The sequence below is a fragment of the Brevefilum fermentans genome (assembly GCF_900184705.1).
Taxonomy (GTDB): Bacteria; Chloroflexota; Anaerolineae; order Anaerolineales; family Anaerolineaceae; genus Brevifilum; species Brevifilum fermentans.
In genome coordinates this window covers 223693-249528 of record NZ_LT859958.1, presented here as the reverse complement: position 1 = coordinate 249528, position 25836 = coordinate 223693, and the positions used below count along the sequence as shown (strand labels likewise).

The window sequence follows — 25836 nt, the reverse complement described above, 5'->3', positions numbered from 1 at the left end:
TCGTATAGAGGAAATTAATCACCATGCCTGAGAAACCTTTATTCAAACTGATCATCTTTTTGATCAACAAAATAACCCACTTTCAAATCATCAATGGGGAGCGCATTCCTCCACAAGGCGGAGTGATGATGACCACCAATCACATCAGCCGCCTGGATGTGCCCTTTTTGATAGCCGTTCCTCAACGCATGGATAAGGTGGCAATTGTCGCTAAAAAATACCAGAAAAAGCCTTTCTTCAGGTGGGTCCTGGAAAAAATTGGCGACATCGTCTGGATGGATCGGGAAACAACCGACTTTTCAGCTTTGCGCGAGGTTCTTAACTGGCTTCGAAAAGGACGTGTGGTTGGCATTGCCCCGGAGGGCACCCGCAGTCATGAGGGTGTGGGCATGCTTGAAGGCAAACAGGGTGCCGCGATGCTGGCTGCCAAAGCTTCAGTTCCAATTTTACCCATTGGCATCGTCGGCACAGAGCGCGTCTACAATGAATGGATGAAGTTCCGTCGCCCAACGGTGACAATTCGTGTAGGTTATCCATACCACCTGCCCGATTTTGATCGCGAGAACCGCCAGGCCTGGTTAGCCCAAAACACCGATGAAATCATGTGCCGGATCGCCATGCTGCTGCCACCTGAATACCGCGGTTTTTATGCAAACCACCCCAGATTACAGGAATTGCTGGCTGAAGCTGCAGAAATTCCTGAATAAGACTGGGAACGCTTCCAAACCAGGAACTGGACATCAACCCTAAGCGTTGCGTACCAAAAATCGTCGAGAGATTTAAAAACCCTGCCCGTCTGGATGGTATAATCCAATCATGCTGACTGAACTGGGTCTTGGCGATATCTTACGCCTGCGTAAACCGCATCCCTGCGGCGGGTACGAATGGCGCGTGGTGCGCCTCGGCGCCGATATTGGCATCGAATGTCTCACCTGTGGGCGACGGGTCATGCTTGAGCGGAGGGCGCTCAAAAACCGGCTTAAAAAAATCCTCTACAGCGCTGATTCCGCCCAGGACCAGGACCAACCTGGCGCTCCAGGCAAAGAACACTGAGGTTGTTCATTGAACACGAATCTGATATGATACTGTTTAATCCTTATGCCTATCTTAGATGACTTGAGCTTTGAATTTTTTAGCTACAGCGCCGAGCAGACCCGGCGGTTGGGTATCCACCTGGGCGGATATCTCAGGCTGGGTGATGTCATCTGCCTGGCAGGCAAGCTGGGTTCTGGAAAAACCACCCTCGTCCAGGGCATCGGTGACGGTTGGGGCACGCTTGATCCGGTCACAAGCCCGTCTTATGTGATCGTAAACGAATACCGGCGTCCCGACCAGGAACGGCTCTTCCACCTGGATGCATACCGTTTGGAAAGCGCACAAGACGCCCAAATCCTGGATCTTGACCGAATGCTCGCCCAGGGCATCCTTGTGATTGAATGGGCTGAACGGATCCAAGCCGCGCTTCCTGCCGAACACCTGTGGGTTCAACTTGAAGCGACAGCCCTCGAAAACCGCACCATGCTGTTTTCTCCCCGAGGAGCGCGATATGAATCAATGGTTTTTAATTTGCGCCGCAAAGTTTATGGAGTGTTCTAGTGTTATTCGCCCTTGATACATCAACTTCATGGATCAGCCTGGCATTGTTTGATGGCACATTTTTACGGTATGAAGTCACCTGGGAAACTCAACATCATCACACTGTTGAGCTTGCGCCGGCGCTTGAGCGCATGATCAAATCCACCGGCATCAAACCAAGCGAGCTGACCGGTCTGGCTGTGGCGACGGGACCAGGCTCCTTCACCAGTTTACGAATTGGCGTCTCATTTATTAAGGGCATGGCGTTGGCGGTTAACATCCCGCTTGTGGGTATCCCTTCACTGGATGTCATTGCCAAAGCACAGCCCCTCGATGAGCGTCCAATGGTCGCTGTTTTACATGCCGGGCGCCAGCGATTAGCCTGTGGCACCTACCATGTCGTTGGCGGTGAGTGGGTTGCACAGGGCGAGCCTGTGGTGCTGGATGCCAGGGACCTGGTTAAAACCATTGAATCGCCCACGTTGATCTGTGGCGAATTATCAGCAGAAGCCCGCGCCATCATTGGGCGCCGTTGGAAAAACGCGTGCCTGCTCCCGCCTGAACGTTGTTTGCGTCGGGCAGGTTTCCTGGCAGCCCTGGGATGGGCACGCCTGCAGGCTGGCGATACTGACGACCCTGCAAGCCTGGCGCCGACCTATCTGAGCACAACGTCCGCCATTCCTGGATAATATGAGATCGAAAACCGATGAGGGGTACATCCGTCTACGCCCAATGACCGCGGCGGATTTAAGTCCGATTAGCGCTATCGAGCAAGCCTCTTTCCTCACACCCTGGGCTGAAAAAGATTTTATTAAAGCCCTTGCACAAAACCAGGGAACTTTGTGCTGGGTCGCAGAATGGATTGAAGAACCCCATCCACCAAGGGTTGTCGCGAATGTGATCGTCTGGCTGATCCTCGATGAAGCCCATATCGGAACGCTGGCAGTTCACCCGGAGTACCGCGGGCGTTCCATCGCCCGGCGATTGCTGGCAAAAGTGTTACTGGAAGCAACCCGGTTGGGCGCAACCCACGCACTGCTGGAGGTCAGAGCCTGTAACCAGGACGCCCTTCATCTTTACAATAAATTTGGCTTTGCTGTGGTTGGCGTCCGCAAAGGATATTATCAGGATGCCGGCGAAGATGCACTTTTGATGACTTTAAACCCACTGGTGCCTGAAATACTTGCCGAACTGGTGGATAACCGATAATATTGAGTGTGTTATTCAATACGCTGGAGGTGTGTTTTGACGCCCGAAGAAATTTTAGATGAAATCGCACAGCAAACCCGGGTTTGCACCCGCTGCCCGTTGCATCTTTCCCGCAAGAATGCAGTTCCCGGGGAGGGAAACCCCCATTCGCGGATCATGTTTATTGGCGAGGGACCCGGTTTTTACGAAAACGAACAGGGGCGACCCTTTGTAGGCGCAGCCGGAAATTTTTTAGATGAACTCCTGGGCGATGCGGGGTTCAAACGCGAAGAAGTGTTTATTACCAACGTGGTCAAATGCCGCCCGCCTGGCAATCGCGACCCTGAACCGGAAGAACTGAATGCCTGCAAATTCTACCTTGAACGTCAGATTTCAGCGATCAACCCGGATGTGATCGTCACCCTTGGGCGGGTATCGATGAACTATTTTATCGACAAGGGAAAGATCAGCCTCATTCATGGCCGCGATTTTTGGTCCCGTGGACGCATGGTGGTGGCCATGTATCACCCGGCAGCCGCCTTGCATCAGCCATCCCTACGCAACGTGGTCAAAGAAGATTTTGCAAAATTACCCAGTCTAATGAAAAAAGCACAGGCTGCCCGCCAAACCAGCACCGTGTCTCAGGACGCCAACCTAGACCTTCCCGGTGATGATCCGGCGGGCAACGATCAGCCAGAACAGTTGAGTTTATTTTAGAAAGACGTGCTGCCGCCAGGGTCTGTGATAAAATAATCTTTCGAATTCTATTATAAAAAAGGGTTCATCCCATGGGAACGATCAAAGAAAACTTAATCCAAAAATTCCGTGACCGAAGCGCCCGCGTGGGCGTGGTAGGCATCGGTTATGTGGGGCTGCCCCTGGCTGTGGTGTTCGCCGAAGCCGGGTTCACCGTAGTAGGCGTGGACCCGGACGTCGAGAAAGTGGAGACCATCAACCGGGGGGAGAGCTATATTCTCGACGTAAGCTCCGAACGCGTCAAAGCGCTGGTTGATGCGGGTTTGCTTTCCGCCAGTAACGATTATGCCATTTTAAGCCAGGTCGATGCCGTATCAATTTGTGTTCCCACGCCCTTGCGCAAAACTGGCGACCCGGACCTTTCCTTTATTGTTTCGGCTTCCAGGTCCCTGGCTCCCCACATGCATCAGGGCATGGCAGTGGTGCTGGAATCCAGCACCTACCCGGGCACAACCCGCGAGATGATTCTGCCTGCTATTGAGTCGACCAGCGGACTTTCGGTGTGCGAAGATTTTTTCCTGGCATTTTCCCCGGAACGGGTTGACCCCGGTCGGGATGATTGGACAACCATCAACACCCCCAAGGTTATCGGCGGCATCTCTCCAGACTGCACGGAAGTGGCTACAGCCTGGTACAGCCAGGCCCTCGAGACCATTGTGCCGGTTTCAACCTGTGAAGTAGCCGAGATGACCAAACTGCTTGAAAACACCTTCCGCATGATCAACATCGGCATGGTCAATGAACTGGCGATCATGTGCGACCGCCTCAAAATTGATGTGTGGGAGGTGATCGATGCCGCCGCCACCAAGCCCTTTGGTTTTATGAAATTCACCCCCGGACCCGGTCTGGGTGGTCACTGCATCCCGGTTGATCCGCTGTACCTGTCGTGGAAGCTCCGCTCGTTAAACTACACCGCCCGCTTTATCGAGCTTGCCTCTGAGATCAATACCAGCATGCCCCGCTATACCCTGGGAAAGATTCAGGACGCCCTGAACCTCCATAAAAAGCCCATCAACGGCAGCCAGGTGTTGATCCTGGGTGCTGCTTATAAACCGAATGTCGATGACCTGCGCGAGTCGCCTGCCCTGGATGTAATCCACCTTTTACAGGAAAAAGGCGCTGATGTGATTTATCACGATCCCTATATCCCGCATCTTGAGGAGGAAGGGCTGTCGCTTTCTTCCGTACCCGACCTGATGCAAGCGGTTGAGCATGCCGATTGTGTGGCTATCATCACCAATCACGCACAGTACGATTACGGTGCCATCCTCGCCAGGGCAAAGTTGATTGTTGACACCCGCAATGCCCTGGGAAATCAGGGGAAAGATCACCCCAAGGTCGTCAGGCTCTAATGGCTAACTATTTGATTTCGGGAGTCGCGGGTTTTATTGCTTACCGTGTGGCGGAATTGCTGACTGATTCCGGTCACCAGGTGTACGGCGTTGACAATCTGAATGACGCCTACGACGTCCGCCTGAAAGAATACCGCTTAAAAAAGCTGATGACCCGGTCGAATTTTCACTTTCTGAAGGAGGATATTGCTGATCGGTTCATCATCGAGTCCCTAAAACCCTGGCTGCCTGAAAAAGTGGACGGGGTGATCAACCTGGCTGCTCGCGCCGGGGTGCGCTCCAGCCTGACAGACCCCTGGGTGTACGTGGATACCAACCTGACCGGCACCCTCAACCTTCTGGAGCTATGCCGCCAGTACCCTGTCGAGAAGTTTATTCTTGCCTCGACCTCCAGCCTGTACGCTGAAAAATCCGATCCGCCATTTAAGGAAACGGATGATACCGATCACCCCCTGCAGCCCTATGCCGCCAGCAAAAAGGGCGCTGAAGCAATGGCCTTTGCCTATCACCACCTGTATGGCATTGACGTCACGGTTTTGCGCTATTTCACCGTCTACGGTCCTGCCGGGCGGCCGGATATGGTCATGTTTCGTTTCTGCCAGTGGATCGCCGAGGACCGACCGGTGATCGTCAACGGCGATGGCGAGCAGTCGCGCGGCTTCACCTACCTGGACGATATCGCCCGCGGCACAATCCAGGCGCTGAAACCCCTCGGTTATGCGGTGATCAACCTGGGCGGACATGAGGTGATCACGATCAATCACCTGATTCACATGCTGGAAGAGCTCCTCGGCAAGCGCGCCCGGATCAAATACGAAGCTTTTCACCGCGCCGATGTGCACACCAACCAGGCCGATGTCACAACAGCCAAAGCGCTCCTCGGTTGGGAGCCGCAGGTGAACCTTGAAGAAGGCGTCACTCGCCTGGTGGACTGGTACATGGCAGAACGAGATTGGGTCAGCCAGGTCGAAACCCCATGAGCCTTCACAAGGAACAAAACACAGAAAACGATCCACAGCAGACCCGGGAAGAGGACGAAAAGCTGTTTTCCAGAATTAAATTCTGGGGCAAGGACGCCATCTTCAAAAAGGTTGTCAGCAATTCAGCCTATTTATTTGCCAGCCAGGCCATCAGCGCTGTGCTCAGCGTCCTGGCTGCCAATCTTCTGGGTGTGGCGAGCTTTGGTGAATTGGGGGTGGTGATCAGCTTTGTCACCAATATCAACCGCCTGCTGTCCTTCCGGATGGGTGATTTTGTGGTCCGCTACATGGGGGGATTTTTGGCTGAGGACAAGCGCAAACACGCCTCAGCGATAATCAAAGTGGGCGGTCTGGCAGAACTCTCCACCTCGCTTCTGGCATACCTGGTATTGCTCATCCTGTCTCGCTGGGGCGCACTGACCTTCGCCAAGGACCTCGCCGTTCAGCCGTTGTTCATCATTTACGGGATCACGATCCTCAGCAATATGATCACCGAAACCGCCACCGGCGCGCTGCAGGTGACCGGTCACTTCAAATCACTGGCGCTGATCAATTTTATCCAGAGCCTGGTCACCATCGGCTTGTTCGCCCTGGTATTCCTCGTGAAAGGGGGTGTGTTTGCCGTCATGCTGGTATACCTGGCGGGTAAGACGATCCTGGGGCTCGGCCCGGTTTTTGTTGCCCTGTACTGGCTACCCAAACACCTGGGGAAGGGCTGGTGGCGAACTACCTTGCGCGGCAACCTGCCAGAGCGCAAAGAGATGTTAAGCTTTGCTGTCAATTCCAACTTCAGCGGTATGGTCACCACCCTGGCGCGCGATAGCGAGGTGCTGTGGGTGAGCTATTTCTTCGATACCTCGGTAGCCGGCTATTTTAAGGTTGCACAGGCCGTGATCAACCTGGTGGTGATGCCGATCACACCTTTCATCAGCACCACCTTTCCGGAGATCACCCGACACGTTGCCCGCCGCGAATGGAACCGGCTCAAGCAATTGCTCATCCGTGTCACCACCGTCTCAGGCGCCTGGACGGGGACTGTGGCTGCCGGGTTGTTGCTGTTAGGGCGGCAACTGCTTTTTTCGCCCTGGATGCTGTTTGGACGCACCATTTATATCTACAAAGAAGCGTATGCACCAGCTTTTGCGGTGTTAATGGTGCTGATGGTCGGTTATGGAATCGCCAATACCTTCTACTGGGACCGTTCCCTGCTGCTGGCTTTTGGCAGGGCAGAATTGCCCTTAAGAGTCAGCTTTCTCGCCATGTTGGGCAAGATCGGGCTGGCATTTTTGATCGTGCCGGTGCTGGGCTACCTGTCGGAAGCAGCCCTGTTAAGCGCATATTTCGTGGTCACGGTGAGCATTTTAGTCTGGAAAGGCTTGGCGGAGATCCGGCACCAGTAGGGTGGGTTGGCGGGGCAGCCCTGGCAGGCATCACTGGAAAATCCGCCAGCAGCCCAGGAAGTTGTGCTGCAAAGTCCGCTGAGAATCTACGCTCAAACCGCATATAGTGTAAAATTTGGCGCCAGCACCGTCAGCAGCAGCGCGGATTACCGGGCGAAATTCCCCGTTTCAACCTATGACGATTATAAGCCCCGCATCGAACGCGTCAGGGCGGGCGAAAACGAACTTTTACTACACGAAACCGCCCTGGGCTGGGCGATCACCCACGGCATAACCAAAGACGAGACCAAGTTCATCCCCATGACCGCCACGGTGTGAAAATGCTGTACGAAATGGAACCGGGTGAAACCGGCAGTTTGATCGTTTTTACCCCCATACTGGCGCGCTACAAAATCGGCGACCTGGTGCGCGCCTACCAAATCCCGTATTTTCGCTGTACCGGGCGCGAACGCTGGCATACTCCCCTGCTGCATACCTGGCGGCTGCTTAAAAATCTGGATCCGGACCTGTTTTAAACCTTATTTGCGCCTATGGAAAAAAGCGTTAGCCAGGGCAGCCAGACCCATACCGATCAACACAAGGGGCCAAATGAGTTGCCAGCCGAAGATCGCATTCAGCCCGATCGCCAGCAAGATGGCTGCCAGGAAATAACTTCCGCCGGTAGAACGGCGGTAAGCAGGCACAATCGTGCGGATGATCGCCTCAAATAAGAGGATGATGCCGGCGCCCAGGGCGATGACCGACCAGGTTCGCAAGCCCAAAAATTCGATCTCTCCCGGCAGGTTGAATTGCGGCTGGAATCTGTCCAGCCAGCCCAGGTTCGAAGCCAGGAAGACCAGGCCAGCCCAGATCAGAATCAGCGCCCAGGTAATGGCGCTCAAGGGATCCTGGTGAGCCTTTTCGGCAGGTTTTTGGTCTTCTTTTTCGTATTGTTCTTCAGTTATCTCGTCATAATGCGGGGGGCGCGGCGTTTGCTCTTCCTGGAAGTCGGGGTGGTCGTTCATCGTACATTCCTTTTATTAAAGACAAAAGTGTTGCTGAATTTCTTAGATGTTCAGGCTTTCCAATCTCCAATACCCTGCCAGCAATAATCAAGGTGCTCTGCCATCACCATTTTCAGTTTACGTTTAACATGCGCCCTGGCAGCCTGCATCAGCTCCAAACCGCCGATCTGGTTCAATTTCATCCCGATCCTGCGCGCCCCGGTGTGATGGCAGCGGATATCAAAATGTCCGCCCGGGCTGGTCGAAAGGTAATCGTCCAGGCGACCGATTTTTACCAGCTCAACCAGCAGCAGGTTGACTTCTTTTTTCTGCTCATCGGATAGTGCTCGAATGGCGGGATGACCAAAGATTAAATCGAAAATGCTCATCTAATGCGTTCCTTTGTCTTGTGGTTGATTATATTATAGACGATTTTTTCTCGCATTCGATGAGAAATTAAATTATGAACCCTGATCTCGCTCGCTTTTCTTCAGACCTTTTCGCTGTGCTTCTGGCGTTCCGCTCCAAACACGATCATCGTGAATACGCTTTTAGGAGATGACTCAACGCCGCAACCTTTATGTTGCCCCCTTCACCACCCCAAAATCTGGTCGCGTATTTCACCCCATTTAAGCGCGTCGGCTATCCCTGCTTCGATCGACTGTTCAGCCGACCAGCCCAGCAGTGACAGGGCTTTATCCGCGTTGGCATAGGAGCCGGCCACATCGCCGGGACGCGGCGGCATTTCCACCTTGGGAATTTCGCGGCCGAGAACATGCTCAAAAGCCTTCACCATCTCGCGCACAGTAACGCCCCGACCGGTTCCCAGGTTGATCACCGCATAGGGATTCTCGAGGCTCGCATCCGCCTCAATAACCGCATCAAAACGTTCAACCGCCTTGATGTGCGCCAGAGCCAGGTTCCACACGTGGATATAATCGCGGATGCCAGTGCCATCGCGGGTGGGCCAGTCCGTGCCTGTGATTTGGAACTCCGGTGCCTCTCCCCGCGCCACTGCCACCAACCGCCCGAGGATGTGACTGGGCTCTTTGATGTGCAGACCCGTGCGCATGTGCGGGTCTGCACCAATCGGGTTGAAATAACGCAGGGCAATACCCTTCAGCCCGTAGGCGTGGCAAAAATCTTTGAGGATCATCTCCATCATGTACTTGGTGCGCGAATAAGGGCTAATGGGATTAAGCGGAGACGACTCCGTGACCATGAAACCGGGCACTACATCATAAATTGCTGCTGATGAGCTGAACACCACCCGCGGGTAACCCAGAGTCGCTAACTGGAAAAAGAAATCCATCGACTTGACCACGTTTTCCTGGTAATACTCGTAGGGTTTTGACACAGATTCAGGCACCACGATCAGGGCGGCACAGTGGATCGTTGCAGTGATGTCTGGATGGTCCTTAAAAACCTGCCGCACCAGGTCCTGGTCAGCGATGTCGCCATGGTAGAAGATGCGTCCACGGGTGAAAGCGAGCTGACCGGTGACCAGGGAATCGAGGATAACCGGGGTATGCCCGTGATCCAGCAGCGCCGAACAAATTGTGCTGCCGATGTAGCCTGCCCCGCCAGTGATCAAAACCTTCATGGAATGTCCTCCTGAATCGTGGTCATCATCGTTTGTAGATTGTATCATTGAAATAAGATCAGGGATTTAAAGTCTGAAGGTGAATTCTTACAGGAAGACTCCCATCGATCGAAAACCTGTCTTCCTTCTGCCATCCAACTACCGACTAACCGTTATCCGCTGCTAAAACATGCACTGCTGCTGTAGAAGCCATCCCGCCCAGGCACTGGATCAAGCCCAGTTTGGCACCCTGCACCTGGTTTGTACCCGCCTGCCCGCGCAATTGCAGCGTGGCTTCCACCGCCTGGTAAATCCCGGCTGCACCGATCGGATTTCCGCGTGCCTTTAAGCCACCAAAAGTGGTTATCGGGATCTGACCGCCCAGTCCGATCGTCTCAGGCTTGCCCAACATCCAACCCTGTCCCTGCGAAGCAAACCCCGCTGCCTCGAGAGAAAGAACGGTATGCAGGGTGGTGGCGTCGTGGACTTCAAAAAAATCTACATCCCGGGGCATGATGCCTGCTGCACGGCAGGCGCGTTCAACGCTTAAACGGGCTGCATCCCATTCCAGCGGATGATGGCGGTCATGAATAGAAAGCGTATCCGTAACCAGGCTGGATCCAATCAGCCTGACCCGCGGTTGGTCCCAACCCACGGGCAGGCAATCCTCGCGGGTGAGCAGGACTGCCGCTGCCCCATCCGCATAGGGCGCCACGTCATACAAGGTAAAATCCTCGGAAACAATAGCTTGCTGGTAAACGCCCGGGCGCATCGGATACTTGAACATGGCATTTGGATTGACCGAAGCATTGTCATGGGCGGTTTCCGGGAAGCCTGCCAGGGCATCGCGATCGACCTCATACTCAAGCAGGTAACGCTTAAATAAAAGCGCTGCCAGTCCGACCGGGGTCAACCCTTCAGCCGCTTCGTAATCAGCATCCAGCATGTGGGCAAGCATGGCTTCCGATGCCCCGCCAATCACATCGGTGAATTTTTCCACGCCCAGCGCCATGGCTGTATTCACAGCGCCTGAACGCACAGCCAGGTAAGCCAGCCGCAAGGCTGCCCCGCCTGAAGCGTCGGCTGCTTCCACAGTGACCCCCTCTATCCCGCGCAGACCAGCGTTCTCAGCCAGCAGGGTGCCCAGGTTTGCCTGACGAGAGGCAGAGACTGCCAGCAGATTGCCGACATACAACACCTCGGGCACCAAACCGCCTGCATCCTTGCGGGCATCAAGGATCGCCTCGATTCCCAACTGGCGGATCGATTGATCCCAAAACTCACCGACCGGTGTCTGGCTGATGCCAGCCACAATTACATCTGATGGGCGTTTATCCATGGCACCCTCATCTCATGGCAATCTTCCCGCGCATGCGGGCATAGGTAGCGTAATCGATCTGTGTGCGGCGGGCAATATAAGTCTGGGTGCTGGGCGCAGCATTCCGTCGTTCTAATAGCGCTTCCAGGGCAGTGATCACAAAAGCGTCCGACCCGGCGCCCGAACCGTAGGTCGTCATCAGGATGCGATCGCCCGGCTCAGCAATATCCAGTATGGCGGTCAGCCCAACCATACCCGACCCGGCGTAGGTGTTTCCAATCACCGGTGAGAGCAGCCCCTCTTTGATCTGCTCCGGCGTAAAGCCAAGCTGTTTGCTGACCCGTTGGGGAAATTTTGTGTTGGGTTGATGGAAGACCGCATATTTGAAATCGGCTGCCGTGAGACCCATTTGATCCAGCAAGGTTCGCGAAGCTGAGATGATGTGATTAAAATAAGCCGGCTCACCGGTAAACCGCTGACCATGTTCGGGGTAGATTTGGTGTTCCCGCCGCCAGAAATCCGGAGTATCGGTCACGAAAGAATAATGAGCGTCAATTGATGCCAGGGCGTTTTCAGCCGGACCGATGATATAAGCCGCTCCACCCGATGCAGCGGTGTATTCCAGCGCGTCACCGGGTTTAGCCTGGGCGGTATCCATGCCGATCGCCAGAGCGTAATCCGCCATGTGCGAACCAACCAGGGCCATGGCAGCCACCATCGCCTCTGTTCCAGCCTTGCAAGCGAACTCAAAATCCCCGGCCTGGACGTGAACCGGTGCACCAATCGCCTCTGCCACAATCGTGCCAGAGGGTTTAACCGCATAAGGATGAGATTCCGAGCCCACCCACACCGCTCGCAGTTCCTCGGGATCGATTGCCGCCCGTGCCAGGGCATTGCGCGCGGCCTCAATCGACATGGTGACCACATCTTCGTCGAGCCCCGCCACGGCTTTCTCTTTAACCGGGCCGGGTGAGGGCTCGCCAAGCCAAATTCGCGAGACCTCGGTGCCGGGCAAGCGGTACCGCGGAATATAAACCCCATAACCGGCAATGCCTACGGGGCGGGATGGGATTTGAGCCACTCCTCCCTGCTGCGCTGACAAATGCTCATTATTGTCCACGGTCTCCTCCATTCCAATCTTCCAAAATTGCTATCGCATGATCAATACGGATGATTTTATCAGCAATCAAGCGTTCGACCAGGGCATCGATCTGTTCGGGCTGTGCGCCGGCGGCAACCGCTACCTGGCGTGCATGCAGGGTCATGTGCCCACGCTGGATGCCCTCTGTCGCCAGTGCCCGCAAAGCAGCCAAGTTCTGTGCCAAGCCGACCGAAACCAGCACCTCAGCCAGGTCGGCAGCCGATTTAATTCCCATTAAGCGCAGGCAGGCCTGAGCCGCTGGGTGAACGCGAGTGGCGCCGCCCACCGTGCCAACAGCCATCGGCATCTCAAGTGACCCCTCCAGGTTTCCGGTCTCATCCTGGCTCCAGGTCGAAAGGCTGGTATAGCGCCCACCCCGGGCGGCAAACGCGTGCGCACCGGCTTCCACAGCGCGCCAATCGTTCCCGGTTGCAATCAGCACCGAGTCGATGCCATTCATAATGCCCTTGTTATGTGTTGCAGCACGGTAAGGGTCGGCAGCAGCAAACGCCCAAGCCTGGACGATTCCATCGCGCACGGTTTCTCCGCTAAACTCTCCAAAAGTCAGGTCTGCGGTGTTGATGGTCACCCGGGCGCGCGCTAAACGTCGATCAGCCAGGTTGCTGAGAATGCGTAGAAGGACCCTGCCCCCGGTGATGCGCTCAATAATCGGCGCCAGGCGTTCCACGGCTGTGTTGACCGCGTTAGCGCCCATGGCGTCCACCACATCGTAAACCAGGTGCACCACCACAAATTCCCCGATGGGCGAATCCTGGATCAACCTCACCTCCAGGTCACGCGGTCCGCCGCCCAGTTTAATCAGCACGGGATCAACCCGCGCAGCTTCTGCCAGCAGCATTTCTTTGTTATCCAGCAGCGCCAGTCGGGCAGTGGATGGGTCGTCCAGGTCCAAAACCTGGATTTGCCCAATCATCTCGGCTGCATCTGCGTGGGCAAAAAAACCGCCCGTGCCGCGCGCCAATTTCGCCATGAAAGAAGCGCCAGCGACGATGGAAGGCTCCTCCACGACCATTGGCACGGGAACCTCGCGACCGTTGATCAGAAAATTGCGGGCTATTCCCAGCGGCAGGCTGAAGGTGCCAATCACATTTTCGATCATGTGATTTGCAGATTCAAGTGAAAGGCCCTGCTCTCCGCTCAATACTGCCCCATCCTCTGCTGAAAGCCGGTACTGATCGGTTATGCGTGCCAGGCGTTCTGCAGGTGTCAGGTTGTAAAATTTTTCTTCATGTGCCGTGTTTGCGGTCATCTGCCCGACCTCCATGGTTCGTTGTATCAGAAATGATCATACCCGATGTGGTAATTGATCAACAATAAATTCACTTAATGGAATATACTGGCAAAGGGCTCCCAAAAGCTATCAGATTCTCGCCTGCCTTCAGAACACAGCCCCCCTTTTGGGGTAAAATGAGCCCGCTATGGTCCTCAAAACAGATCTCTCCTGTGAACAGTTAGAAGAAAGGCTGGCAGCCTTACACCAGGTGAGCCTGGAACTGGTGCAGGATATCTCGATTGATTCCCTGTTGAACCGCATCGCCCGCATCGCCTGTGAGCAAGCCAATGCTGCTTATGCGACGATTGGCATCCGTACCGAGCGCGGGCATCTCGAGCAATTCATCTCGGTCTGGAACGATGAGGGACAGGTCTTTTCCCAACCCCATCCGCCGATCAATATGAACCTGATCAATGCGATTGCTGACGCCAGCAACCCGGTGCGTGTGATGGATATTCAAACCGACCTTGGACTGGTGGCATTCCCTGAACAGGCGCCCAGGATTGTTTCTCTGCTGGGCGTACCCATCTACCAGGGCGGGCGCAACCTGGGGCAAATCTACCTGGTCGATAAAATCACCGGAGACGGCTTCACGCAGGATGATGAGCGCGTGATCGAAACCCTGGCTGCCTATGCCGCAGTGGCAATCTCCAACGCGCGCTCCTACGATGAACTGCACGAACGGGATCGCACCCTCACCCGTCGCATCCAGGATTTGGCGCTGCTCAATAACCTGGCTTCAGCCCTGGCGTCGATCACCGAGCTGGACGATCTGCTTAAAACAGCCCTCAACCGGGTGATTAATTATTTCGATGTGGAAGTCGGTGAAATCTTTTTAGACCAGGAAGGTCAAAATTTCCTTTCGAGGGCGATCCACCTGGGTGATGCCGTCCATTCCATCTGGAACCAGGCACGCTTCACCTTGAATGAAAGCCTGATCGGGCGTACAGCCCGCAGCGGCAATCCCTCTATTGTCGGTCTGCCCTACCGGCACGACCCCTTCCTCAGGAACCAGGCTCTGGTGGATGCCGGGCTGGCGCAGATTGCTTGTTTTCCACTTACCAGCCGTAGTGAAGTGCTGGGCGTGCTCAGCATTGCCCTCACGCGGGATGATCCGTTGGAGGATATCGATCGACAATTGCTCTCATCAATCGCCTCCTGGGTGGGGACCACAATTGAAAACGTCCGCCTGAATATCCAGGGACGTCGGTTGGCTGTGCTCGAAGAGCGTGAGCGCATTGGGATGGACCTGCACGATGGTGTTATCCAATCCATCTACGCGGTGGGGCTGACGCTTGAACATGCCCGTCTGCTGCTCGAGGAAGAGCCCGCCCAGGTCCGCACCCGCATTGACCAATCCATCGAAGACCTCAACAGCACGATCCGTGACCTGCGCGCCTTCATCATGGACATGCGGCCGCGCCAGCTTTATGAAGAGAACCTGATGGACGGATTGCGGCGGTTGGTGAAGGAATTTCAGGTCAATTCTCTGGTTGAGACGTCCCTCAGCGGTCCCTCTGAAGGGTTGGAAAACTTGCCGGATCCGCAGGCGATTGCCCTGTTCCACATCTGCCAGGAAGCGCTGGCAAATGTCGCCAAACACGCCAATGCCAGCAAGGTGGAAGTGTCGGTTTGGACCACATCTGATCGGGTGCTGATGGAAGTGCACGATAATGGCCGCGGCTTTGATCCTGAAGCGGTTCAGCTAACGCTGGGACATGGGATTTCAAACATGCAAACCCGCGCCCGCAATGTTGGCGGAGACCTGGATATCACCACTGTGCCCGGCGATGGTACCACCATTATGGCCTGGGTGCCCCACACCCGCGATATCGACCCGATGGCTATGGAGTGATCGATGTCCCCTCAAGAAGCTCCACCCTCTGTGCGCAACCTGGACAAGGCAGCCCTGCGCGGCGAACCTTCTTATGTTTGGCGGGACGGTCAAGAACGTCGCCTGGCATTAATCCTGGAAGCCGCCGGTGGACGGCAGAAACAGGCGGTGCTGGTGAATGGCTGTGGAGTGGGCACGTACTTGTTTCGCCTGGGGAAATTCACGGAAAATATCGTGGGGCTGGATATTGAGTTTGAGCGCCTGCAGCAAGCCAAAATCCACGCCGAGCACCTGGTCAATGCCCGCGGGGAAGACCTGCCCTTGAGTGCAGAGCGCTTTGACCTGGTATTGAGCCACGAAGTGCTGGAGCACGTCCAGGATGACCGTGCTGTCATCAAAGAGATCCTGCGCAGCTTAAAACCAGGGGGGCGGCTGGTGTTGTTTTGCCCCAATCGCGGCTACCCTTTCGAGACCCATGGGTTTTACTGGCGCGGGGTTTATCATTTCGGAAATATCCCCCTGATCAACTACCTGCCGCGTGCCTGGCGCGATCGACTGGCTCCTCATGTCAATGTTTACACCCGGCGTGATCTCACACGCCTGTTTTCCGGTTTGCCCGTACGCGTGATCAAGCGCACAATCATCTTCGGTGCCTATGACAATATCATCGCCCGGCATCCCCGTTTTGGAAAGAGTCTGCGCGCCGTCCTGCAATGGCTGGAAAAAACGCCCCTGCGGATTTTTGGTTTATCGCACTTCTGGGTGGTTGAAAAGACATCGCTTGAGTGAACTCGGGGTTTCGTCTCCATAAGGGGCGGCCATCCAGTAGCAAAAAACGATCAATCCAGCCCTTTAAGTTAAATCTTTTAGATTTTGTTAATACCCTTTTGACGAAAATCAAACATATCCTCCCTATACTGTAGATGTAAGTCAATAAAAATAGGTTCAATGGAGGACGAAAAAATGGCTAATTTAATACGACGTGATCCCTTTCGAGAAATGCTGAGCTGGAACCGTGCTTTGGAGCGTATGCTTGATAATGTCTACGATACCGGTGAATATGCTTACGGAGAACCGATGAGCCTGTGCATGCCCATGGACATGGTGGAAAAACCAGACGAGTTCGTTGTTAAAGCCAACGTGGCTGGCATCGACGCAGACAACATCGAAATCACTTATACGGACAATAACCTGACGATCAAGGGCGAAGTTCGCGATGAGCGTGAAGAAGGCGAAGAGGGTCATTACCACCTGCGAGAACGCCGCTTTGGTACCTTCTCTCGCACGATTTCCCTGCCCGGCACCGTGGACGTGGAAAAGATCCAGGCTGAAACAGAAAACGGTATCCTGCAGATCCATCTGCCTAAAAAAGAAGAAGTTAAACCCCGCCGGATTGAAGTCAAGGGCGCCAGCAAATCGAAGGTGATCGAAGGCAAATCAAAAAATAAATAATGGGCGAACCTGAATCAAAGAAAATGGCCAGCGATCTGGCCATTTTTGATTTAATGACCCTCATCAAGGGGCACCAGGCGAACCTGGAACAGCAGTGGCCAGTTTTTGCCGGTGACAAACAAGCGGTTGCCTTGCGGATCGTAGGCGATGCCGTTCAACACGTCTGTGGTCGGTGTGATTAACGCCTCAGGCAGGATCCCAGCCATGTCGATCCAGCCCAAAACCACACCAGACTGCGGGTCGATGCGGACGATCCAATCCGTCTGCCAGATGTTGGCAAACACCTCCCCGTTGATAAATTCCAGTTCATTAAGCCGCTCAACAGGCTGATCCTGGTCGAAAACCTCGACTGTGCCAATCATGTGATAGCTTTCCGGGTCTAAAAAATACAGGCGATGGCTGCCGTCACTCATAATAAGCTGCACCCCATCATGAGTCAGACCCCAGCCCTCGGTTGCATAGGTGAATTCGCCCAGGGGTGCGAAACCCTCAAGCGCGTGGATGAACCCGCGCCCCTCGCGCCAGGTTAACTGTAACAACCGATCTTCCCATAGAGTCAGTCCTTCCCCAAAGACCTGTGGAGGAAGTTCCACGCGCTGCAGCACCTCTCCAGTTTCCAGCGCGACTTTGCGCAGGGATGATTCGCCATACAGCCCGGCGCTTTCGTACAGGTAACCCTCATGGTAGACCAATCCCTGGGTAAACGCCTCCGGGTCATGCGGGAAGGAGTTCACCACTTCATAAGTCATCTGCGCAGACAGATCCATCGGGATGGACCCGGTTTCGCCTACTGGCCGGGGCAAACAGCCGGATAGCAGCAGAGCGATCAACAGGATTTTCGCCCAAAATACGGGCTGGCGGGTCAACGCCCTGGCTTGCCGGTCAGTTTTGTTTCGATTTTGCATATTTCATTGCGGTATTCAGATTTTCCAACACAGACCGAAAATCTGGCAGGTATTTGCCACTGGTCATATCCAACAAGCGTATTGAAAAAGTGTTTAATTGTATTGATTATCACATGCAAGGACAGCTCATTTTTCAAGCCCATGATGGTTGACGCAGTGTGCGAGGTGGTCGTTTACAAATTCAATGATGCAGGCCTCCAGAATATTGCTGATGGTCTGACCCTTCTGGTGGCACCGATCACCAGACCAGTGCCACATCTAAGGGACAGGATACGGGTACTGAAGACCTGCTAAACAAAATCCGGTCTCCTATTCACAATTCGCTATTTAATCAAATGCGCTTCCAGGTATATCTTCACCCCGGCCAGTGCTTTTGAAACCGGGCAGTTTTCCTTGGCGCCCGATGCGTACTTGATAAACTCGTCCATGGTAATATCTTTGACCCGAGCTTTCGACACCAGTTTAATTTCGGGAATTGAAAAACCATCCCCATCTTTGCCCAGAGAGACAATCGCTTCGGTTTGGATCTCATCCACGGTGTAGCCGGCTTTGGAAAGCTCTAAGCTGAGCGCCATCGAGAAGCAGCCCGCGTGCGCGGCACCGATCAACTCCTCCGGGTTGGTTCCCACGCCGTCCTCAAAACGGGAGGTGAAGGAATATTTTCCCTGGAAGGCGCCGCTGCCCAATTCCAGTGAACCGCTGCCCTGCTTCAAATCACCTTGCCATACGGCTTTTGCTGTTCTTTTAATCATCATGATCTCCTTTTTGATTATTTTTGTTTTTTCTTACTGTTATTAATCTTACAGGCAGGGTGTAAAAATTATATTAGATATTGTTGACCCATTAACGTATTGTTCCCTTAAATTCTTGTCGATTCACACCAAAAATGGACTACCTGTTTCAGACAGTCCATTTGAATATAAGAATATTAATTTAATAAAGTCGCTGTATGTTTAACTGCCCCAGCGGAAAGCCGGGACAATCACCCGCTCTTCCCCTTTTATAAAGGCGTAATATGGCAGCCAAAGAAGCGCAAATCGGTCAACATAGATATCTTTTTTGTAAGCGGATACGGGCTCTACCACGACTTTCTCGAGGGTTTCAGCCCATTTTTGCTCGACTTTGGCCAGCTCATCCTTTTGCTCTGATTTGATGCGCTCGATATCGCGGGTGATATTCTTTATTTCCAACTCGCTTTTTTCCACATTGGCTTTAGCCTGGCTGGTCATACGCCGTTTGGTCAGCGACGAACTGACGCTGCGACTGCGACCCCTTGCCAGTCCTAAAACAGTCTCCGCCAGTTTGCCCGCCTCTTCCAACCTGCGGTGACCGAGCTGCGATTTGTAATTATCCAGGCGGCTTTCCTCTCTGGAGAGCTTATCTTCCAGGGTTTTTAGCTGGCTTGCATGTTTTTTCGTCAGGGCGTCCACTTCAGCCTGAAGCTTCTCTTGCATGGCATTTTCGCATTTGCGGCGGAAGGTTTCTTCAGAATCCCCCGGCTCAGCCACTACCCCCAGAGCCTCATTCAAGCGAAGCTTCAAAGTCTGGGTGCGATAAATCCAGTCTATAAAATCGTTTTCCAGGTCTTTGAGCAGCCGGGCATCCACAATCGATAAGTTCTCAAGGGTATCAAAAGTTGCATCGGGTAGCGGGCGATCCTCAAGCATTCGCAAATCAAGGGGTTGCACCGTGTAATTCTCCCAGCGCACCAATCCTCGGCGCTGCATTTTATCGATCCGGACGGTAAATGTCACCTCTTCACTGATATTGTATTTGCGCGCCAGGTACACGGCGCGCGCCTGCCCCACCAACTCCGGACGGTAGAAGTATTGTGGCCGCGGGATATCTCCCTTAATCTGGCTGCCGACTTCCTGCTGAGCATCTGAAATCCCCCGGTTGTCCGGGTAATAAAAAGTCGGCACAGAACCTGGCAACACGGGTGCCACATCGCGGCCCAGACCAGCCGGAGATTCCTCAGATGTGGACGATAGCACACCAGCAGCCGGTCTTTCCGCAGCACGTTCTGTTGCTTTAACCAGGGCGTTAACAGCCGGGATTTGTGTGCGAGTCAGCGGCCCTGGCAGATAGTTCATCGCCCAACGGGTATGGAATATATTTGGCCTTGAATCATGTACGTTGTGCAACAAAAACACCCGCTTGCCCAGCAGTGAGATCATACGGTCAAAGGAGCGTCGATCGACGCCCGGCGCAGCGCCTTCCAGCCCGTCCAGCAGCCGCGCTTTATCCTGGTCCGTTTGCAAGCGTCCGATCATCCAGGTGCCGGCGTTTGATAGCCCCTTATAATCCACGTCGACCGGGTTTTGGGTAGCCAACACCAGCCCGACTCCAAAGGCGCGCGCCTGTTTGAGCAGCCTGAGGATGATGGTTTTGCTGGGCGGGTTGCTAACAGGCGGCAGGTAACCGTGAATCTCATCAAAATACACCATCACTCGCAAGCTACTGGAACCTTTTTGTGTGCGCATCCAACTTTCAATAGCGGTGTACAGTAAGGTAACAAAGAACATGCGCTCCTGGTCATCTAAATGCGCCAGGTAGAACACACTGTGGCGCGGTTTACCCGAAGGCGACCACAAAATCTGCCCGATGTCCAGCGGCTGTCCCTCCAGCCAGGTGTGAAAGCTGGGCGCCGCCAGGAAGTTGTTTAACTGCATTGCCAGGCTGAAGCGATCCTTTTGCGGGTAGAACTGATCCAGTGAAAAAACACCCAGCTTATCAAAGGGCGGTGATTGCACGTGGGTGATCAGGGTAGCCAGGTCAAGGTCTTTGCCCGCTTTCCAGGCTTCTTCAAATATATTCGAAAGCAGGATGTGCTCCTTGGATTGGACGGGGTCGATATTGCGCATACCGATCAAACCCAGGAGCGCAGTGACCGTACTGGAGATTCTCTCGCGCAGGATCTCGCGATTGCCCTCCCAGGGGATATCCGGGGCAGAAAAGGATGCCAGAATACTGACCGGCAGACCAGCATCGGACCCCGGCGTATAAACGGCATATTCAACCGCATCGCGCAGGGCTTCCAGGTCGGGCTTGCCCAGCCCAGATGAAGCCAGGCCGTTTTTCCACAGGGTTGCTGCTTTTTCTGCCGCTTCTTCCACGCTGATCCCCTCACGGCGGGCCGCGTCCTGGTCGACCCAGGGCTGAAAATCCTCAGGTAAAAGGTCAGGAAAATGCAATAATAAATTCGTCAGATCGCCTTTAGGATCGATCACAATGGCCGGGATGCCCTGCAACGCAGCTTCCTCGAGCATGATCACGCCCAGCCCAGTCTTTCCCGACCCGGTCATACCGGTGATGACAGCGTGAGTGGTCAGGTCGTCCGGGTCATAGAAGACCTGCTGCTCCTGTAGAGCCTTCGTTTCCAGGTCATAGGTCTTTCCCAGGTAAAAATCTTTGTTCCTTCCGGGCATGGTTCCTCCTGTTTTTCAAGTGCTCTTAATAGTATACAACAACCTGCTCTCGATGGCGGTTGTATTTAAATAAAATGCTGCCGTCAGTTAGACAGCAGCCTTTTTGCACTTTGACGATCAGGCGCGCCAGATCCCGCTGCCCCGAGGAACAATTTCTTCGGCAGTGATGAAAGCCTCCGGGTCGATTTCAAGCACCAGGTTTTCCACGTCTTTGGATTGTTTACGCCTGACCCGGCAATCGACCAGCATAAAGTTGCTCTCTCGCCCCCTGGCGGGGATTTCTGTCACGCCAAAGCCGGCGTTGCGCAGTGCATCTGCAATCTCAGTGCTGTGATGGCGACTGATGATATTGAAATGCATATAACCCAGAGCCAGGCGTTTTTCAATTGCCATGCCCAGCACATTCCCCGTCGCAAACCCTGCCGAATAACCGATGATATTCAGGGGATTCCCGATATTTGTCAGCACCGAACCGATCAATAAAATGTAAATTGTCGATTCGATAAAACCCAAAACCCATGCTATCCCGCTTTTTTGGCGCATGGTGAACATAATGCGCAGGGTATCCATCGCAATATTGACCATGCGCGCCAGGAAAATGCCCAGGGCAAATAACCAGGCGGACGGTGAAAGCAAAATATCAATCATTGCTTCCATTACACTCCTTTTCGTTCATCAATACCGTTTTTAATCGCCGGTTCGTACATTTTTGTCATATATTCGGTGACCATGCGGCACATGCTGAATTGTCCGCCCAGGGAACGGATGCTTTCCTTCATCCAGGCAATCCACTCCGATGGAAGATTATCCGCTGAGCGTTGTTCGTAATACAGCGGGATGATCTCGTTTTCAAGGGTTTCATACAGGCTGAGCGCGTCAGCTTCGTCCTGGGCGGCCTGGTCTTCAAACAGGGTCTTGTCCTGACCGATTGCCCAGCCGTTATGCCCGTTATAGCCCTCACGCCACCAGCCATCCAGGATGGAAAAATTCAACACACCGTTCAAGCCAGCTTTCATGCCTGAAGTCCCTGAAGCCTCACGAGGTCGGCGTGGCGTATTCAACCACACATCCACGCCCTGTACCAGGTGGCGAGCGACATTCATATCATAATCCTCAAGAAAAGCCAGCCGTCCGCCAAAACGGGCATCTTTCACCGCTCGATAGACCTCCTGGATTCTCAGCTTCCCGGGCTCGTCTGCGGGATGGGCTTTGCCAGCAAAGACAAATTGCACTGGCATGCGGGGATTGTTCACGATTTTCAACAGCCGTTCGTAATCACTGAAGATCAGATTAGCCCGTTTATAGGTGGCAAATCGGCGGGCGAATCCAATGGTCAAGGCATAGGGGTCCAACAAAACGCCGCTGGCCAGGGTTTGAACCGGGTGCACCTTATTACTGGCCCATTTTCTCCGGCTGCGATCGATAATATATGCCACCAACCTGCGCTTCAGGTGTTTGTGAACCGCCCATAATTCATCGTCAGGGATATTTTCAACCTTTGCCCAAAAATCGATATCACAGATATGCTCAGCCCAATCTGCACCCATATAATGTGAAAAAAGAACACCCATCCGGCGAGCCAACCAGGTTTTCGTGTGGATGCCGTTGGTGATGTGCCCAATGGGGACATCCTGCTCTTTTTTATCCGGCCAGAGGAATTTCCACATACCGCGGGTCACCTGACCGTGCAACTCTGAAACGCCATTGCGAAAATCCGAGAGCTTTAAAGCCAAAACGGGCATACTGAAGGCCTCTCCGCCCCAGGGTTGTTCGATTTTGGCGAGATCAAGAAACGCATCCCGGGAAAGACCCAGGTCAGGCCAAACATGAGAGAAATATTTATCCATCAGCCACAGCGGGAACTCATCATTGCCAGCGGGTACAGGGGTATGGGTGGTGAAGATATTGGTTTTATTAATCAATTCGGTCGCTTCAGAAAAGTTCATGCCCTTACGGATGTATTCCAGAGCTCGTTCCAGGGTCAGGAAGGCAGAGTGCCCTTCGTTCATGTGCCAGGCTGTTGGCGCATATCCCAATGCCCTCAGTGCGCTAACGCCGCCCATGCCCAGAAGGATCTCCTGGGAGATGCGCAGCTCAAGATCGCTGATGTAAAGCTTGTCGGTCAATTGACGATCGACAGGGCTGTTGTCACCCAGGTTGGTATTCAGTAAAAACAGCTTGACCCGCCCGATATTCAGCTCATAGATTTGCGCGTAAACCTTCCGCCCCGGCAGGTCAATTGCGATTTTGATCGGCTTACCCGCATCATCCAGTAAATGAACCAGGGGCAAGGCATTAAAATCGATCGGGACGTTTTCGGCTTCCTGCCAGCCGTCTTCGCTAATCCGCTGAGAAAAGTACCCGTATGTATACAAAAAACCCACGGCCACCAGGGGAATGCCCAGGTCGCTGGCTTCTTTCAGATGATCGCCGGAAAGTATGCCCAGACCGCCAGCATAGACCATCAGGGATTCATGCAATCCAAACTCAAATGAAAAATAAGCAACCATTTCTTCGTGTAAAGCCGGATAGGTGGTCGAAAACCAGGTGTCGTTCTCTTTCATATACCGATCAAAATCCCGCATGACACGGTCGTATCGATCCAAAAAATAGCGGTCATTGATCATGGCATCCAGGCGGGCGCGTTCTATATCGCGCAAGAAGACCACCGGGTTATGATAAGAATCCTCCCACAACAGGGCATCCATCATTTTAAATAAGCGTTGCACCTCCGGTTGCCATACCCACCACAGGTTGTAAGCTAAATCTCCCAGGCCCTTGATGCGCCTGGGCAGGTTGAATTTCACAGGTTTTTCTCTCACAATCTCGGTCATTATCAAATTCCTTTTTAAATGGATCCCTGCAGTGACGGTTCTACGCCCGTCCTGCAGGGGTGCTTTTCTCCGCGTTTGCCGGTTGCTTTCTGATTCGAATGATCATTGTGCCAGCGTCTAAATATACCACATCGGTCAAAATAGGCGCTACGTGCCCATAGAAGAACTCTGAATCGCTACTGCCTGATCGGGTTACCCCAACCGTTTATGATTGAGCACAGTGCCTCAATAGAAATACAGCCTTTACGATGATGGTTACCCAAAATAAAAATGGCGCTTAATCATCTTCCACGATTGACAATTGACCAACATTCAAAGGGGGAGGACAACCCATGCTTAATACCCGTGCTTTTCCCTCGTGCGCCGCCCTGAATATTGCCGATAACGGAGAGGGAGGGATTCGAACCCTCGGTAGCCGCAAGGCTACAACGGTTTTCGAGACCGCCCCAATAAACCACTCTGGCACCTCTCCAACGGGCAGGCATCCATTATACTCGAAATTCAACGGGGAATAGTCACTTATGAGATGGACGTTGGTGAAAATCTTATGGACTTAAACTTTTTCCAGCAGGTGCTTCGAGCCGGTGATGGTGAGGTCAGCGCCATGCAGAGAAAGCCTCAATCCTCAAGTCCTTCACGGGTGATAACGCTGAGCATGTCCTGACCAAAACGGTTAAACCGGTAAGGCACATCAAACATCTGCGCCTTCAACGTTGAAAGATCCCTTGGATTTGCGCGGGCGATCCGGCAGAGAACGTCACGGGGCATGACGACATCGGAGGGCACGCCCAGCGCTTTACCGGTTTCCTTGCGCCATTCCTGCAAAATCTCCATGCGGTTGAGCACAGAGTTACGCGGCCGGACGTGATTGGGTGGGTGCTCAGGCTGTGCCTGCAGACCTTCCTGCACAGCGACCAGCAATCCCGGCCCATAACGCCTGACCTGTCTTTCGTGCAGTGTGGATCGTTCCAGCAAGTCAGCCTGGTGTTTGGGGCAGGCTGTGGCTAATTCAATCAGCGTCTGATTGCTGAGAACTTTAAATGAGGGTTTATTCTGGGCTTTAGCAACCGATTCGCGAAAATTGTATAGCGCTTTTAGCACGGCAGCTTTTTCGGGGCTGAGGTCACGCGCCCCGTGGATTTTCCAAAAATCGTCGGCACAGGTTTCCGTCGTATCTTCAATTCCGATGGTCAGGCGTGTAAAATCTTCCACTGCCAGGTCAAGCAGGTCAGCGGCAACCAATTCGGCGCGTAATTGCTCCTGGAGGGCGATCAGGTAATGGCTGTCCTGGCGGGCGTATTCCAGCATCTCAGGTTTCAAGGGGCGTTTGCCCCAATCCGCACGCTGGTATTTTTTATTCATCTGGACACCGAAATATTTTTCCAGCAGTGCTCCCAGACCGACATGCTGAAACCCAAGGATGCGCGCTGCGAGCATGGTGTCAAATATAAAATTGAACCTGAAGCCATAGTCGCGAAACAGGCAGATCAGGTCATACTCGGCGGCGTGGAACACCTTCAGGATACGGTCGGAGTTAAAAATTTCTGCCAGGGGGGATAGATCGGGCAGCGCGCGGGCGTCAATCAGGTAATCTTTTAGTCGGGTGGAAATTTGCACCAGGCAGACCTGCTCCTGGTAAGCGTACAGGCTGTTGGATTCGGTGTCAATCGCCAGGATCTGCTGGGAAGCCAGTTCTTCAGCGGCGTGGCGCAGATGCTGAGGCTGGTCGATCCAGACCAGCTCGAAGTTCTTCAGTGAATGTGGCATGTGTTGATTATAGTCCATGCGAATAAGGAGTGATTAAGAATGGCTGA

The 25836-nt window shown here is 53.7% G+C and carries 26 protein-coding genes and 1 tRNA gene; 14 read left to right on the top strand and 13 right to left on the bottom strand.

Annotated features, from left to right (window positions below):
• Positions 1-23: 23 nt before the first annotated feature.
• The 11 genes from CFX1CAM_RS01095 to CFX1CAM_RS01045 all read left to right on the top strand — a co-directional run bounded on the left by CFX1CAM_RS01095 (position 24) and on the right by CFX1CAM_RS01045 (position 7766).
• A complete protein-coding gene (locus CFX1CAM_RS01095; RefSeq protein ID WP_087861236.1) occupies positions 24-707 on the top strand; it encodes a lysophospholipid acyltransferase family protein in 684 nt (227 codons plus the stop codon).
• A gap of 109 nt (positions 708-816) precedes the next feature.
• Positions 817-1053 (top strand): DUF951 domain-containing protein, encoded by a 237-nt coding sequence (locus CFX1CAM_RS01090; protein ID WP_087861235.1) that lies wholly within the window; start codon positions 817-819, stop codon positions 1051-1053.
• A gap of 45 nt (positions 1054-1098) precedes the next feature.
• Positions 1099-1596, top strand: a complete 498-nt coding sequence (gene tsaE / locus CFX1CAM_RS01085) for a tRNA (adenosine(37)-N6)-threonylcarbamoyltransferase complex ATPase subunit type 1 TsaE (protein WP_087861234.1) — start codon at positions 1099-1101, stop codon at positions 1594-1596.
• Positions 1596-2264 carry a tRNA (adenosine(37)-N6)-threonylcarbamoyltransferase complex dimerization subunit type 1 TsaB gene (gene tsaB, locus CFX1CAM_RS01080; RefSeq protein WP_087861233.1) on the top strand — a complete coding sequence of 223 codons (669 nt, stop codon included), beginning with the start codon at positions 1596-1598 and terminating at the stop codon, positions 2262-2264. Before tsaE ends, tsaB begins: the two co-directional genes overlap by 1 nt.
• 1 nt (position 2265) lies before the next feature.
• Positions 2266-2784, top strand: a complete 519-nt coding sequence (gene rimI, locus CFX1CAM_RS01075; RefSeq protein WP_087861232.1) for a ribosomal protein S18-alanine N-acetyltransferase — start codon at positions 2266-2268, stop codon at positions 2782-2784.
• Positions 2785-2820: 36 nt separating this feature from the next.
• Complete coding sequence (locus CFX1CAM_RS01070; RefSeq protein ID WP_087861231.1) at positions 2821-3480, top strand: uracil-DNA glycosylase; 660 nt, start codon at positions 2821-2823, stop codon at positions 3478-3480.
• Between the two features lie 71 nt (positions 3481-3551).
• Positions 3552-4871, top strand: a complete 1320-nt coding sequence (locus CFX1CAM_RS01065; protein WP_087861230.1) for a nucleotide sugar dehydrogenase — start codon at positions 3552-3554, stop codon at positions 4869-4871.
• The gene (locus CFX1CAM_RS01060) at positions 4871-5851 is read left to right on the top strand and encodes a GDP-mannose 4,6-dehydratase (protein ID WP_087861229.1); all 981 of its coding nucleotides are present in this window, start codon (positions 4871-4873) and stop codon (positions 5849-5851) included. Before CFX1CAM_RS01065 ends, CFX1CAM_RS01060 begins: the two co-directional genes overlap by 1 nt.
• The gene (locus CFX1CAM_RS01055) at positions 5848-7251 is read left to right on the top strand and encodes a lipopolysaccharide biosynthesis protein (protein ID WP_087861228.1); all 1404 of its coding nucleotides are present in this window, start codon (positions 5848-5850) and stop codon (positions 7249-7251) included. Before CFX1CAM_RS01060 ends, CFX1CAM_RS01055 begins: the two co-directional genes overlap by 4 nt.
• 6 nt (positions 7252-7257) lie before the next feature.
• Positions 7258-7569 (top strand): GH3 family domain-containing protein, encoded by a 312-nt coding sequence (locus CFX1CAM_RS01050; RefSeq protein ID WP_087861227.1) that lies wholly within the window; start codon positions 7258-7260, stop codon positions 7567-7569.
• A gap of 2 nt (positions 7570-7571) precedes the next feature.
• The gene (locus CFX1CAM_RS01045) at positions 7572-7766 is read left to right on the top strand and encodes a hypothetical protein (protein WP_087861226.1); all 195 of its coding nucleotides are present in this window, start codon (positions 7572-7574) and stop codon (positions 7764-7766) included.
• 3 nt (positions 7767-7769) lie between these two features.
• Here CFX1CAM_RS01045 and CFX1CAM_RS01040 read toward each other — a convergent pair whose 3' ends face one another.
• The 6 genes from CFX1CAM_RS01040 to CFX1CAM_RS01015 form a co-directional block, all read right to left on the bottom strand.
• Positions 7770-8255 carry a hypothetical protein gene (locus CFX1CAM_RS01040; RefSeq protein ID WP_087861225.1) on the bottom strand — a complete coding sequence of 162 codons (486 nt, stop codon included), beginning with the start codon at positions 8253-8255 and terminating at the stop codon, positions 7770-7772.
• A 50-nt stretch (positions 8256-8305) separates the two neighbouring features.
• Positions 8306-8623: a hypothetical protein gene (locus CFX1CAM_RS01035; RefSeq protein WP_087861224.1), complete on the bottom strand. Its 318-nt coding sequence runs from the start codon at positions 8621-8623 to the stop codon at positions 8306-8308.
• 203 nt (positions 8624-8826) lie between these two features.
• A complete protein-coding gene (gene galE, locus CFX1CAM_RS01030; protein WP_087861223.1) occupies positions 8827-9837 on the bottom strand; it encodes a UDP-glucose 4-epimerase GalE in 1011 nt (336 codons plus the stop codon).
• Between the two features lie 145 nt (positions 9838-9982).
• Complete coding sequence (locus tag CFX1CAM_RS01025; RefSeq protein WP_087861222.1) at positions 9983-11155, bottom strand: thiolase C-terminal domain-containing protein; 1173 nt, start codon at positions 11153-11155, stop codon at positions 9983-9985.
• 7 nt (positions 11156-11162) lie between these two features.
• The gene (locus CFX1CAM_RS01020) at positions 11163-12254 is read right to left on the bottom strand and encodes a hydroxymethylglutaryl-CoA synthase (protein ID WP_231940994.1); all 1092 of its coding nucleotides are present in this window, start codon (positions 12252-12254) and stop codon (positions 11163-11165) included.
• Positions 12244-13545, bottom strand: coding sequence for a hydroxymethylglutaryl-CoA reductase, degradative (locus CFX1CAM_RS01015; RefSeq protein ID WP_087861220.1), 1302 nt, complete (start codon positions 13543-13545; stop codon positions 12244-12246). The genes CFX1CAM_RS01020 and CFX1CAM_RS01015 overlap by 11 nt, the downstream gene beginning before the upstream one ends.
• Before the next feature lie 169 nt (positions 13546-13714).
• On the opposite strand from CFX1CAM_RS01015, the gene CFX1CAM_RS01010 reads away from it, so the two are divergent.
• The 3 genes from CFX1CAM_RS01010 to CFX1CAM_RS01000 all read left to right on the top strand — a co-directional run bounded on the left by CFX1CAM_RS01010 (position 13715) and on the right by CFX1CAM_RS01000 (position 16855).
• Positions 13715-15424: a sensor histidine kinase gene (locus tag CFX1CAM_RS01010; protein ID WP_087861219.1), complete on the top strand. Its 1710-nt coding sequence runs from the start codon at positions 13715-13717 to the stop codon at positions 15422-15424.
• A gap of 3 nt (positions 15425-15427) precedes the next feature.
• On the top strand, positions 15428-16192 hold the full coding sequence (locus CFX1CAM_RS01005) for a class I SAM-dependent methyltransferase (protein WP_087861218.1): 765 nt from the start codon (positions 15428-15430) through the stop codon (positions 16190-16192).
• A gap of 174 nt (positions 16193-16366) precedes the next feature.
• Positions 16367-16855, top strand: a complete 489-nt coding sequence (locus CFX1CAM_RS01000) for an Hsp20/alpha crystallin family protein (protein WP_157891630.1) — start codon at positions 16367-16369, stop codon at positions 16853-16855.
• A gap of 50 nt (positions 16856-16905) precedes the next feature.
• Here CFX1CAM_RS01000 and CFX1CAM_RS00995 read toward each other — a convergent pair whose 3' ends face one another.
• The 7 genes from CFX1CAM_RS00995 to CFX1CAM_RS00965 form a co-directional block, all read right to left on the bottom strand.
• The gene (locus CFX1CAM_RS00995) at positions 16906-17760 is read right to left on the bottom strand and encodes a glutaminyl-peptide cyclotransferase (protein ID WP_087861216.1); all 855 of its coding nucleotides are present in this window, start codon (positions 17758-17760) and stop codon (positions 16906-16908) included.
• A gap of 323 nt (positions 17761-18083) precedes the next feature.
• Positions 18084-18512 carry an OsmC family protein gene (locus CFX1CAM_RS00990; protein ID WP_087861215.1) on the bottom strand — a complete coding sequence of 143 codons (429 nt, stop codon included), beginning with the start codon at positions 18510-18512 and terminating at the stop codon, positions 18084-18086.
• A gap of 201 nt (positions 18513-18713) precedes the next feature.
• Positions 18714-21188, bottom strand: coding sequence for an ATP-binding protein (locus CFX1CAM_RS00985; protein ID WP_087861214.1), 2475 nt, complete (start codon positions 21186-21188; stop codon positions 18714-18716).
• 117 nt (positions 21189-21305) lie between these two features.
• Entirely contained in the window at positions 21306-21845 is a 540-nt protein-coding gene (locus CFX1CAM_RS00980; protein ID WP_087861213.1) for a DUF2179 domain-containing protein, read from the bottom strand.
• The gene (glgP, locus tag CFX1CAM_RS00975; protein WP_087861212.1) at positions 21845-24022 is read right to left on the bottom strand and encodes an alpha-glucan family phosphorylase; all 2178 of its coding nucleotides are present in this window, start codon (positions 24020-24022) and stop codon (positions 21845-21847) included. The genes CFX1CAM_RS00980 and glgP overlap by 1 nt, the downstream gene beginning before the upstream one ends.
• Positions 24023-24407: 385 nt before the next feature.
• Positions 24408-24494 (bottom strand) — tRNA-Ser (locus CFX1CAM_RS00970).
• A gap of 146 nt (positions 24495-24640) precedes the next feature.
• Positions 24641-25789 carry a ribonuclease D gene (locus CFX1CAM_RS00965; protein WP_162287639.1) on the bottom strand — a complete coding sequence of 383 codons (1149 nt, stop codon included), beginning with the start codon at positions 25787-25789 and terminating at the stop codon, positions 24641-24643.
• Positions 25790-25836: the final 47 nt, after the last annotated feature.